General features: G+C 31.8%; 13 protein-coding genes. 10 read left to right on the plus strand and 3 right to left on the minus strand.

The window, feature by feature from the left end; all coding sequences use genetic code 11:
• The first annotated feature begins 14 nt into the window (after window positions 1-14).
• The 4 genes from NYE67_RS06985 (at window position 15) to NYE67_RS07000 (ending at window position 1,972) form a co-directional block, all read left to right on the plus strand.
• Complete coding sequence (locus tag NYE67_RS06985; protein ID WP_340727509.1) at window positions 15-938, plus strand: phosphotransferase; 924 nt, start codon at window positions 15-17, stop codon at window positions 936-938.
• Between the two features lie 22 nt (window positions 939-960).
• Window positions 961-1,281 (plus strand): hypothetical protein, encoded by a 321-nt coding sequence (locus NYE67_RS06990; protein ID WP_340729567.1) that lies wholly within the window; start codon window positions 961-963, stop codon window positions 1,279-1,281.
• A gap of 174 nt (window positions 1,282-1,455) precedes the next feature.
• Window positions 1,456-1,599, plus strand: coding sequence for a hypothetical protein (locus NYE67_RS06995; protein ID WP_340729568.1), 144 nt, complete (start codon window positions 1,456-1,458; stop codon window positions 1,597-1,599).
• On the plus strand, window positions 1,574-1,972 hold the full coding sequence (locus tag NYE67_RS07000) for a hypothetical protein (RefSeq protein ID WP_340729569.1): 399 nt from the start codon (window positions 1,574-1,576) through the stop codon (window positions 1,970-1,972). The genes NYE67_RS06995 and NYE67_RS07000 overlap by 26 nt, the downstream gene beginning before the upstream one ends.
• Before the next feature lie 342 nt (window positions 1,973-2,314).
• Here NYE67_RS07000 and NYE67_RS07005 read toward each other — a convergent pair whose 3' ends face one another.
• Both NYE67_RS07005 and NYE67_RS07010 read right to left on the minus strand, forming a co-directional pair.
• Entirely contained in the window at window positions 2,315-3,187 is an 873-nt protein-coding gene (locus NYE67_RS07005; protein ID WP_340729570.1) for a fumarylacetoacetate hydrolase family protein, read from the minus strand.
• 52 nt (window positions 3,188-3,239) lie between these two features.
• Complete coding sequence (locus NYE67_RS07010; RefSeq protein ID WP_340729571.1) at window positions 3,240-4,418, minus strand: iron-containing alcohol dehydrogenase; 1,179 nt, start codon at window positions 4,416-4,418, stop codon at window positions 3,240-3,242.
• A gap of 785 nt (window positions 4,419-5,203) precedes the next feature.
• On the opposite strand from NYE67_RS07010, the gene allD reads away from it, so the two are divergent.
• From allD to NYE67_RS07040, 6 genes are all read left to right on the plus strand, one after another.
• Window positions 5,204-6,229 carry an ureidoglycolate dehydrogenase gene (allD, locus tag NYE67_RS07015; protein ID WP_340729572.1) on the plus strand — a complete coding sequence of 342 codons (1,026 nt, stop codon included), beginning with the start codon at window positions 5,204-5,206 and terminating at the stop codon, window positions 6,227-6,229.
• Window positions 6,230-6,250: 21 nt separating this feature from the next.
• Window positions 6,251-7,261 (plus strand): TRAP transporter substrate-binding protein, encoded by a 1,011-nt coding sequence (locus tag NYE67_RS07020; protein ID WP_340729573.1) that lies wholly within the window; start codon window positions 6,251-6,253, stop codon window positions 7,259-7,261.
• Window positions 7,262-7,318: 57 nt separating this feature from the next.
• Complete coding sequence (locus NYE67_RS07025; protein WP_340729574.1) at window positions 7,319-7,831, plus strand: TRAP transporter small permease; 513 nt, start codon at window positions 7,319-7,321, stop codon at window positions 7,829-7,831.
• 1 nt (window position 7,832) lies between these two features.
• Complete coding sequence (locus NYE67_RS07030) at window positions 7,833-9,104, plus strand: TRAP transporter large permease (protein ID WP_340730886.1); 1,272 nt, start codon at window positions 7,833-7,835, stop codon at window positions 9,102-9,104.
• A gap of 627 nt (window positions 9,105-9,731) precedes the next feature.
• Window positions 9,732-10,694 carry a 2-hydroxyacid dehydrogenase gene (locus NYE67_RS07035; protein ID WP_340729575.1) on the plus strand — a complete coding sequence of 321 codons (963 nt, stop codon included), beginning with the start codon at window positions 9,732-9,734 and terminating at the stop codon, window positions 10,692-10,694.
• A gap of 493 nt (window positions 10,695-11,187) precedes the next feature.
• On the plus strand, window positions 11,188-11,967 hold the full coding sequence (locus NYE67_RS07040; RefSeq protein WP_340730887.1) for an IclR family transcriptional regulator: 780 nt from the start codon (window positions 11,188-11,190) through the stop codon (window positions 11,965-11,967).
• A 452-nt stretch (window positions 11,968-12,419) separates the two neighbouring features.
• Here NYE67_RS07040 and NYE67_RS07045 read toward each other — a convergent pair whose 3' ends face one another.
• The gene (locus tag NYE67_RS07045) at window positions 12,420-12,626 is read right to left on the minus strand and encodes an alpha/beta-type small acid-soluble spore protein (RefSeq protein ID WP_340727521.1); all 207 of its coding nucleotides are present in this window, start codon (window positions 12,624-12,626) and stop codon (window positions 12,420-12,422) included.
• Between the last annotated feature and the right edge of the window lie 34 nt (window positions 12,627-12,660).

A 12,660-nucleotide genomic window follows, 5' to 3' on the forward strand; every position in this document is an offset into this window, starting at 1 on the left:
AGGTGATTAAATAAATGACAAATGGAAAAGAAATTTTAGCGATATTTGGATTTGAAACTAAAGAAGAGCCTGTAAGTATTTACCCGTATTCACCCGTCTACCGGGTGAAATACGGCGATAAGGATGTTGTGGTAAAACGTACACAAAAAAGAGCAGAGAATGTGATGTCTTATACGAATATGTTGAAGAGTAAAGGGGTAAATGTTGTAACACCAGTTAAGCTTCATGTAGATAATCCACAAAATTTTGAGGGGACGAATTTTGTTGTTTATCCATTTATAGAAGGCTCGAAATACTCTGGTCAAGAAAATGTAATCTATGAAGCCGGAAAGATGTTAGGTCACATACATAGTCTTTCTCCGAATATAAATGCTTACGATCTTCTTAACTATGATGTTTACGATTTTAACAAACAGGAAGTAGAAGAGAGTATGGAAGCCATTATTCAGCATGCTCACAAGGCTGGAATTAAAATTGATCCATCATTAAAAATGAAATTAATGGAAAGTGTTGCAGCTCAGGAGGAACTTAACGGAGCAGGTTTACCACATGTTGCTACTCCTCACGATTTTAAAGCAAATAATCTTGTTTTCATCCCTGAACCATACTTGATAGATCCGGATAATGCGACGTGGATACCAAGAATCTTTGATCTGGCACTTGTCTTACTGCTCTTTCATAATGAACATGAAAATGCTCCGGACAGGGTTTTTACAGTAGATGAATGGAAACTGTTTTTATCGGGATATAAAGAATACAATGCTTTAACCGATCAGGAAAATCAATACTGGGATAAGGCGAAGCAGCATATTTTTCTTGATGAAGTCATGTGGTTAATGGCTGAATATGAAGAGGATTGGCAAAACCCTGCCCAGCAAAAACTGTTTAATAGCTTAATGCGAGTTGTAATTGATAGTGCTGACTATAGACTAATATAAAAAGTTGAAGGGTGGCAATACTATGGAAAGTTTGGCAGAAATAATGCGTATTGTATTTCCGTTAATTATCGTAGGCGCAATAAGTATATTTGTCATTTTAAGACTCAAAAATAAACATAAAAAGAATCAGCTAGGAAAGAAAAAAACACAAGGTGCTCAATTTTTATTAGATAGTTTAATACCTTGGGGAACATTTTTAGGTATCTTTATCGGGGGGATAATCAGTTTATTTTCCCCAGCGTCTATGTTAAATACAGTTAGTATAGGCGGTGGCGCGGGGATGTTAATTGGCTATTCTGCCTATGAAATTTATAGCAGGTCAGAGGGTAGTTCTTCAAGTTAGTCATAAAGAATATATTTACTTTATTAGTGCAAACCGGGGTCCTGGTTTGTGCTTTTTTGCGGAAGTGAAATGGTAAATACTTTTATTATTAATTGGTGTATTTTGCATTATTATCTTAAATATAATTTATTATAATGGTTGTTTTATTTCTAAAAAAGGATTTGATTTGGGAGAGTGAAGAGATTTAAAGAAAACATAATAAACAAATTTATTGGTGCATATGATGAGCGGGATGAATATCAAAAGCAGGAGATTTATAAAGAGATTGCATTTTCAGGCATTATTTTATTACATGTCGATGCTTTTAATGGTTATTAGTTTAATTATCGATACGTACAAAAAAGAAATGTCTTTAATTAAGCCAATTCTTGTTTTTTTAAATATTGGCTATTCAGCGTACATAGCGTTTCGTTTAAATAAAAAGCAATTAGATATATCAAATTGCGCGACTTCTGAAGAATATAATATTAAAAAAGCGAAGTTAAGACGTTCTTCTATTATAGTGGGGATTCAATGGGGGTTTTGGATGATCGTTCTGATGGAATACATATTACCGTTTATCCGGGGAGAAGGATTGTCGTTCTCATGGTTTAATATGATAATTTGGTTCATAGGTGGGCTTCTTTTAAGTGTGTGCATCTATTACGTATCTATGTCTAAGTTAAAGAAACGATATGATGAAATAAATTAGCCGGATTAAAGTGTAGGAAAGTAGCGAGTTAGAGATGCAAGACTAAATTATAGAATGAAGAATGGTCTTTATTAAAATTTAAATTGCCCTCCTTGTTAGGTGTGTGTTTAACAAGGGTGGTAATTCACGGTGATAACTTAATTATTTACCGCTTTAAAATTCCATTTCCTTGCCCCAATCTCAATAGCAAAAGGAAGAAATTTGTGGGGAAATGGATTGTTAGGTAATGACGTAATAGTAATGTACCGGAAAAATTGTCTCCGGCACACTTTATAGTTTCCATTATCAAGCAACTTGTTTACTGTTTTAAGGATTCATGAGTTAAGATAAAAATGCTGGTAATTAATATAAATATGTTGTTAATGTACCTAAATTTCCAATAGTTACTTCAACTACATCGCCTTTTTTTAAATATCCTTTATCTTGATTTACACCATGTACAACACCTTCTGGAGTACCGGTAATAATAACATCTCCTGGCAATAGAGTAATATATTTTGAAATATAACTTATAATTTCATCACATTTAAAAATCATATCAGAAGTGTTAGATGATTGGCGAATTTCTTTATTTACAGAAGTAGTAATATTTAAATTATTGGGGTCTACTATTTCTTCATTTGTTACTAAATATGGACCTAATGGTAAAAAACCATCCATAGATTTACCAATTAGCCATTGCGAAGATTTGAATTGAAGGTCTCTAGCAGATAAGTCATTGCTATTTGAATAACCAGCTATATAGTTTAAAGCTTCATGGGGAGAAACATTTTTAGCCCTTTTACCCATAATAATTGCTAATTCTGCTTCATAATCTAATTTCTTAGTTTCTATTGGAATTTTTAAAGTACTAGCATTTCCGATTAAAGAATTATTAAACTTTGAGAATAGCAAAGGTTCTGTGGGAAGATCCATTCCACTTTCAAGTGCATGTTTACGATAATTTAAACCTACACAAATAATCTTAGCGCTAGAAGCGGTGGGTGGCATCATCTCAATTTCGTCTCTATTAACTGAGTAATTATAAATTTCTTTATTTTCAATGTATTTTTTAAACTTATTTAAATTCCCATAAACATCATCATAAAAATTATCAATATTAAAGTTATTATAGCCTTCAATTTTTTTTAAAAGACTAGAAATACTATATATTTTTTCTTTAATTATAATTCCAACATATAACTCACACTGAAAGGAATAACTTATTAGTTTCATATCTTTACCACTTTCTAATTTTATTTTTCTATTATTAAGATTTGCTTGCTAATTATAATAGGTTTTTCTTCACACCGTCATAGGAAGATCGTACTAAATACTCGATGTCTTTAGATGTGGTCAATCTTGGATTCACCAATATATTTCCACTTCTCATTGAATCTCTAATAATTTGGTCTATATGTTCTAAATTTACACCAAGCTCTTTAGTATACAGAGGTATTTCTAATTCTTCATTCATTTTAAATATCTTTTTAACAACATTTGTAGCATTTTCTTTAGCAGTAAGATTTTCATTATAAACATTTAACGCCTTAGAAATATCAACATATTCATCTATAGCTGCAGGTAAATTATACTCCATAACGTATGGTAATAATGTTGCATTAGCTACCCCATGCGGAATATCGAACAATCCCCCGAAAGCTTGAGAAATGGCATGGACATTACCTAATCTAGTTTGAGAAAATGCATACCCAGATAACATAGATGCTTCCAACATTTTTGCTCGACTATCTATATCGGTGCCATAGTAATATGCTTTATTAATATTTTCCTCAATTAAATTTATTGCTCGTAACGCTATTGCATTGCTTACGGGATTTTTTTGTTTAGATAAATATGATTCTATAGCATGGGTAAGTGCATCCATTCCGGTAGAACTTGTAATATGTCTAGGACAATTTAATGTTAATTTAGCATCTAAAATTGCTATTTTAGGATATATTTTAGAGCTTAAAATAGCTACTTTAAATAAAGTATTCTCATCAGTAATAATAGTTGATGCTGTAACTTCGCTTCCAGTACCTGCAGTAGTTGGTATTGCAATTAACGGTACTCCATCATTAGGGATTTTCTCAACACCTTCATAATCTAAAATACTTCCTGCATTCTTCAACATTATCGAAACAGCTTTGGCAGTATCGATACTACTTCCTCCACCTATAGCCAAAATTGCGTCTACTTTGTAATTCTTATAAAGATTTAAAATCTTAGTAATACTTATGCTTTTAGGATTAGGTTCCACTTCACTATATGTCTTATATTCGATACTAAGGTTATCCAATGATTTATATATTTTTTCTAGAATCCCTGAATTAAGTATGCCATTATCAGTAATTAATAAAATTGTTTTATATTCATGAGCTTGTAAGATCTCACCGACTTCTTCGGAAGCACCTATTTTAGATATTACTTTTGTTGGCATAAATAATTGATAATAACTATGCATTAAGATTTCATCCTTTCAGTAATAATTTTAAAGTCTTAAAAAATATACCTTCTCTACGGTATTAATTTCCCCCCTACTTAAAATTTGTAATTATTATTACGAAATAACAATGGCATAACTCATAATTAAACTTTCTAGTGGAGATTTCTATATTTTATACTTCACTATAATTTTTAATTTGAATAATCTTAAAATTAACTTAATTTATTTTTTTTAGCAATATATTTATTGAAAATAAAAAATATTCAGAATATAAAGCTTTATTTATATAATATATTCTTCTGGAATTTATCAATTCAGCCCTATTTTCTTAATGTCATACAATAAAAAAATTATTTCAATCTAACAAATAATATCGAAAATGCATATTTTAGCTATATAATACGTTTTTTAGCTTAAAAAAGCGTTTGACATTTAGTTGTTAAATTTTTAAGATGATATTAGTTCTCCTTACAAAAATCGGTTTCCTATAGAGAACCAAAAGTTTGGGTAGATGAGTTCAAATTATCATGTACTAACAGTAAAGAAGGTTTTTAGTAGCAAAAATGTTTAGAGGAATTAATACACATCGTGAAGTTATCTAACTTGAATAATTGTGGGGAGGCTGATGAAGAATTTACTTGTCCGGTCACCGGTGTTTGGAATAGATAAAAATATGGTCGTTGAAATAAGTATATCAGGCTATATTTAAATCCTGAATTACATTCTAGGTATTAAAGAGCAGCTTAAAATATCACAGAGGTTAGGTCACTGGCCTAAAGATAAATAAAAGGAGGAAGTAGTAAATGAATCAACCAACAATCCAAGACGTAATTGTAAAAAAGGAAGTTCTTCTTAAGTTAATCGCTAATAAATTGATTGAACAAAATGTTTCTGAAGAACAAGCACAAGTTGTTAGTGAAGTGCTAGTTCATGCTGATTTACGTGGTGTTCATTCGCATGGTGCTATTAGAACAGAACACTATGTTAATAGAATTAAACAAGGAGGACTTAATGTTAATCCAAAAATTACTGTAGAGAAAGTATCACCTTCTGTTTCTAAAGTTAATGGTGATCATGGATTAGGGCATGTTATTGCAAAAAGGACTATTGAAGAAGCAATTGAAAGCGCTTCAAATACTGGAGTTGGGGTTGGAGTTGCATTTAATAGCAGCCATTGTGGTGCACTTTCCTACTATATGCAACTTGCTACGAATGCCGGGAAAATCGGTATTGCTATGCAACATACTGACAGTTTTGTTGCACCATTTGGCGCAAAAGATGCATTTTTAGGAACTAATCCAATTGCATTTGGTATTCCAGCTAACAACAATCCACCAATTATCTTAGATATGGCTACAAGTAATGTTGCTATGGGGAAAATCCTAGTTGAGAAAGAACGCGGTAATAAAATACCTCTTAATTGGGGAGTAGATGTTGATGGTAATCCGACAGATAATCCAAATGAAGTAGCAGCTCTTTTACCATTTGGAGGACCTAAAGGATATGGTATAAGTCTAATGGTAGATATTTTATCTGGGATTTTAGTTGGAGCTAAATTTGGACCACATATTGAACCTATGTATGGAGACTTAACTAAACATAGAGAGTTAGGGATTATTTTCATTGTATTAGACCCTAAATTCTTCGGATCTATGAATTATTTCTTAGATAACATCGATCAACTTTATAAAGAAATACATGATTTACAGCCAGCTACAGGATTTTCTAAAGTTTTATTACCTGGTGAACCAGAAAATAATAAATCTGAAGAGCGGATTGAAGCAGGAATTCCATTACCAGAAACTATTTTAGCCTACTTAAAAAGCTAATGAGATAGGGGGATACAATAAATGAGAAAGTTAAAAATTGCTGCATTATTTACACTTATAGCTACTATACTCGTTGGCTGTAGTACATCTGCTGAAGAGGGGACAACGGGATCTGATAAAATTAAATTAAAAGTAGCACATTATTATTCTGAAACACATCCGCAACATATTGCTTTAAAGGAGAAATTTGAGAAAGTGGTAGAAGAAAAAACAAATGGCGCAATTGATGTTGAAATTTATCCATCGGCTCAATTAGGAGATGAAGAACAGTATACAAATGGTGTTCGTAACGGAACAATTGAAATGTCTATTTCTGGAATGGGGCTTCAAAATGCTGAGCCAAAAATAGGGGCAATGGAATTACCATTTATTTTTGAAGATTATGAACATGCCCAGGCTGCATTTGATGGAGATGTCGGAACTTTTCTTGCAGACGCATTTTCACAATTCGGTGTTGAAACGTTAGCTATTACGGCCAATGGGTTCCGGGTAATTTCGTCGAATAAAGAAATTTCGTCAATGAATGATTTGAAGGGTTTACGTTTACGTTTGCCTAACATGGATACTTACCTTCAATTTGGAAATGCTATTGGTGTAAGCGTGCAACCGATGGGATTATCTGAGATATTTACAGCTTTAGAACAAAAGGTAATTGATGGACAAGAAAATCCATATGCAACATTGAAGGAATCTGGATTCTATGAGGTTCAATCACATGTTTTAGAGAGTAATCATATGTTTAGTCCGAATGTTATCCTAATTAATCAAAAATTCATTGATAATTTACCAGAAGACCAACAAACAATTATCCGAGATGCTGCTAAAGATGCAGCAGCTTATGAATGGGAAATGTTAATTAATTCCGTTGATGAAACTAAACAGTTTTTAATAGAGAATGGTATTAAAATACAAGTACCATCGGAATCATTTAAAGCGGATTTGCTTAAATCTGTACAAACTATTCACGATAAAATTATTAATAGTACTGATTGGGGTCAAGAATTCTTAGAACTTGTAGATAAATATAAATAATTCTCCAAACTTCGGCAAAGTATACCTTTGCTGAAGTCCTAAAATTGAGGTGAAAATGTGGAAAGTATTTCAAAATATATCAATTTAACTTTGAAAATAATTATTGGAACTATTTTAGTTTTTCTGATTCTTTTAGTATTTGGAAATGCAATACTTCGGTACTTATTCAATTCTGGGATAGTTTGGTCTGAAGAATTAGCTAGATATCTATTTGTTTGGCTTGTATTCCTAGGTGCAGTTTTAGCATATCGAGATAAAGAACATATTATAGTGGATATTTTAATACTTAACGTACCAAGACCTGTACAAAAAATCTTATATATTTTTTCTAACTTAATTGTATGTATATCGATGATTATGTTCTTCTATGGAACAATCCTATTAATAAACTTAAATTCAGGTATTTTAGGTCCGGCAACTGGTTTACCAATTAATTTACTTTATATTGCGGGGGGAGTCTGTGCTTTTGCTATTGTAATTCTTGTAATTGTACAATCTCTTCAATTCTTTAAAGGGACTTATACTCCTCAATGGTTACGAGAGACAGAGTTAGAGGAGGATGAAATTTAAAATGATGGCTTTAACATTTTTAATAGCTCTGTTCTTATTGTTATTTATTGGTGTTCCTATAGCATTTGCAATGCTAGTAAGTGGAATTGTAATGATGTTCTTTATGGGAATACTAGATGTTCAAATCATAGGGGAATACTTTATAAAAGGTGCAAATAACTATGCCTTAATGGCTATTCCCTTCTTCATCTTAACAGGTGAAATTATGAATGTCGGTGGGGTTTCAAAGAGAATCGTAGATTTTGCTATGGCATTTGTAGGTCATATAAAAGGTGGATTGGGATATGTAACTATTATTGCAGGCTTAATATTCGCAGGTTTATCAGGATCTGCTGTGGCAGACACTGCAGCATTAGGTGCGATTTTAATTCCGATGATGAAAAACAAAGGATATGATATTAACCGCGGAACAGGTTTATTAGGAGCTACAGGAATATTAGGGACAATTTTACCTCCAAGTATTCCATTGATTTTATTTGGTGTAGCAGGTGGGGTTTCGATTTCGCAATTATTCATGGCTGGAATAGCACCAGGAATAATAATTGCTATTTCTTTAGCAGTGCTATGGAAGTTTATTAATAAAGAAGCAGTAAATCAATTTGGTAAAACTACACTTCAAGAAAAATGGGTTGCGTTCAGACGAGCGTTTTTAGCTTTGTTATTACCAGTTTTACTTATTATTGGTCTAAGAGGAGGCGTATTTACACCTACAGAGGCAGGTGTTTTTGCTGCAGTATACGCAATGATAATTAGTTTCATTTATCGCGAGATTAAGATTAAAGATTTATCTGAAGTATTTATATCCACAGCAAAAACTACAGGGGTGGTATTATTTTTAGCAGCTGCTGCTACAGTAACTGGTTATGCAATAACAGTTGCCCAGATTCCAAATCAGCTAGTAAACCTTTTAACGAGTATTTCTACAGATCCTAAGATTTTAATGCTCCTTATGATGGTACTTTTATTATTGATAGGAGCTGTAATGGATATGACTCCAGCAGTTTTAATATTCACACCAGTATTACTACCAATTGCTACAAGTGTGGGAATTGATCCAGTTTACTTTGGAATTATGATGGTTATTAACCTTTCAATTGGTTTAATTACGCCACCTGTTGGAACAGTTTTATTCGTGGGTGCTGGAATAGCGAAAATTAGCATGGGACAAATAGTAAAGGGTATCTGGCCATTCTTAGTTGTAGAAATTGTAATATTATTCTTGCTAGTAATATTTCCAGATATTATAATTGTGCCTTTAAACTGGTTTAGATAGAAAGTGTACTTGAATATTTAAATTTTTATACAGCTATGTAAATTTTAAATATCACCTTAAAGAAAATCCAAAACTGCAAAATACTTTATATTAAAGAGAACGTTTTAACACCGTTATTAATTAAAGAAGAGGCTTTAGAGATAGTTATTGCAACAGATGAAGTATGGAAATCAGGTGTAACTCTTGCTGAGAAATAGAGAAGCTAGAATTTATGAAGCTGCCTCTGTGAAACTTCATGCATTCACCTTACTTCAGTGATATTTTTTATAATGTTCCTATGCTTTCATCACAAGCGGTTCTAATTAAAGTAATTTCTGTTTTACTTGGGAGACATGATAACTTAAAAGGAATTAAAGAAACCATTAGCGATACTGGAAGCTATGGAGGATTATTAGAAAGGATTTTGATGGTATTTTACATCTAGTATGTTGATTGGTACAAATGGAAGTATTAATAGTACTGTTGTAATTTTAATAGGAATTTATATAAATCACAAACAGACATAGACAAGTGTATCATAAAATGCCATTCAATATCATTAACGGTAATACTAATTTAGAAGTAATAAGAATTGTTATTAACATATGTAAAAAATAAATAAATAAGTCGTAATTTTGGGTGGTTAATATGAAAAAATTATTTATTTCGAGAAAAATGCCTAATCAAATGGTTCAACAATTAATTCCATATTATGACATAATTCAGTGGAGAGAAGAATCTAATCCTGCTCCAATTAAATATATTGAAGAGATAATAAAGGATGTTGATGCAGTTTGGTGTGTTGGCGGCGATCCCTTCACTAACGATACACTTTCAAAAGCAAATAATTTAAAACTAATCGCAAATTTTGGTGTAGGATACAATAATTTAGACATTGATTCAATGAAAAAATTCAGTATTTTAGGTTCCAATACACCGGAAGTATTAAATGATGCTACAGCAGATTTAGCATTTACTTTAATGTTATCTACAGCTCGTAAAATACCTCAAAATGTGAAATACATCAAGGAGAATTATTGGACTGGTTGGGAACCATATCAAGGTGTTGGAGTAGACATTTCAAATAAAACTTTAGGAATTATTGGTATGGGGAAAATTGGTCAGACTGTGGCAAAACGTTCAACCGGCTTTGATATGAATATTTTATATCATAATCGTAGAAGAAATGAAGAGGCAGAAAGAAAATATGGTGCTACATACTGTAACTTAAAAACTCTTCTAATTCAATCTGACTTTATTATAGTATTAACGCCACTTACTGATGAAACTAGAAATCTTATTACATTAGAGCAACTCAAATTAATGAAGCCTAGTGCAGTATTAATAAATGTTGCTCGTGGTGGAATTGTAAATGAAAATGATTTATATATAGCTCTAAAAGAAGAAATTATTTGGGCTGCCGGGTCTGATGTATTTGAAATGGAGCCGATTGATAATAGCCATTTTCTCCTTGAAATGGAGAATTTCGTTGCAATTCCTCACATAGGAAGCGCAACAATTGACACCCGAAATGCAATGATGCAACTAAATATTAATTCGTTAATTGCATTTGCGAAAAATGAACCAATCCCAAATCTAATTTACTTGTAAATCGCAGACATTACTATTAAAGAAAAAGTTTTAAAAAATTAAAATAGAGAAAATAAGATGGTTGAGTTAAAAAATCTATATTTCTAATGCGCACCAGTAGAATTCATCGGGTACGCATTTTTTATTTCTCCTTAAGCATCTATAACCCTTCAATTCATCTTAATACTTTTCACGATTTTCACCATTAGCTTTAAGTAATTTAACAATTTCCGTATAAAGCGTATGGATATATTCGTTGTAGTGTTCCTTTATGTTGGCTAGCGATGCTTTTGTTGATGTTCCATTCGATTAGGGCCTTTCACGTTATTTCTATATTCCCTTTGAATTTACGCTTACCTTACAAGAAAGACGAAATATAGAGATTAAAATAAACTTTTTATACGATAATATTGTATTTGTTCGTTTCTGATGATACGATTTTTAAAGAGGTTTTTAATATAAAAATTTATTTTGTATATAAAACTAAATCTATTTTAAAGTAAGGTGAAGTCTTATAGAGAAGAAATATTGGGTACCCGCCGTTGAAAGAGCAAACAATGTATTGTTGGAAATCAGTAAGCATCCAAATAAATTAAAACTGATTGACATTTCAAAAAAACTTTATATAAACAAAAGCTCACTTTTTTCATTGTTAAATACACTTGAAGTTTTGGGGTGGATTATAAAGTCAGAAAGTGACACCTATAAGTTAGGTCCTTCACTAGGTAGATTTAGCTTTGCTTATTTAAGTCAATTTAATTTAGTACAGAATTTTCATAAAGAAGCAGAAAAATCTGTTTCGAAAATTAATGAAACAATTCAATTAGGCACACTAGATGAAAAAGATGTTGTATATCTAGGTAAAGTAAATTCTTCAAATAATGTTCGTTTAGTAACAGACCCTGGTATGCGTTTCCCAGCATATGCGACGGCAATCGGCAAAGTACAAATGTTAGAGTGGGAAAAAGATTATATAAACCAGATTTTTAAAGATACAGATTGGCAAATGAAAACAAAATTTACTACGTCTAGTGTTGAAGATTTAGTTTCCAAGATTGAAGTTGCTAAACAAAAGGGCTATGTAGTTGAAAATGAAGAATCTGCTATTGGGTTTCATTGTGTTGCAGCACCAATTTATAATCATGAAAATAAAATTATTGCAGGTGTAAGTTTTTCAATGCCTACCGATAGTTGGAAAGATAAATCTGAAGATGCAAAAAAGGAAATTATTGATTTAGCGAAACGTTTATCTAAACTTGCTGGATATTCAATTAGTGAGAATAATTTAAGGTAAATATATGTCAGTTATTACAAAGATTTAATCAATAGCTTCTACGGAAAGTATAAAAGGGTTTAATCTGTACATCCTATTTTAAAAAATACTTCACTTCCAGTTAAAAACGTCCGTCATCGTACAGGTAAGGCAAAATGGCATTTCAGTCTCGTGACGTTTATTTATAATGTTAGCAGTCAATTGCATCAACGTGCAGTTAAGCAAGTTACAAGCAGCTACCTAATTTTATAAACGGTAGTTTTCACAAATTAATTTATGAAATTGAATCATAGAGTTAATTTTATGAAAGGTCCATACTAAATAGGTCACCTGATTTTTACTTTTGGTTTATTATAAACTTTAATTGCATTAAATCATCGAATCAAACGATATTAATGACATAACTTTGTTCAAAAAAATAACACATTAAAAAGGAAACGCTACTTTTAACTGTAACGCTTCCTTTTTATTTATTATTGGTTTGATTTTCCGCGTAATTGTTGCTCAGCCATCTGAACTAGGCGTTTCGTAATCTCTCCGCCTACAGATCCGTTTGCACGAGATGCTGCCTCAGATCCTAATTGCACACCAAATTCTTGTGCAATTTCGTATTTCATTTGGTCAACCGCTTGTTGTGCACCAGGTACTCGCAATTTGTTTGAACTGTTGTTGTTTGCCATCTGTAACTCGCCTCCTTATGACATTAGATTGTAC

Origin of the sequence: Solibacillus sp. FSL W8-0474 (assembly GCF_038004065.1) — a bacterium.
GTDB classification, from domain to species: domain Bacteria; phylum Bacillota; class Bacilli; order Bacillales_A; family Planococcaceae; genus Solibacillus; species Solibacillus faecavium.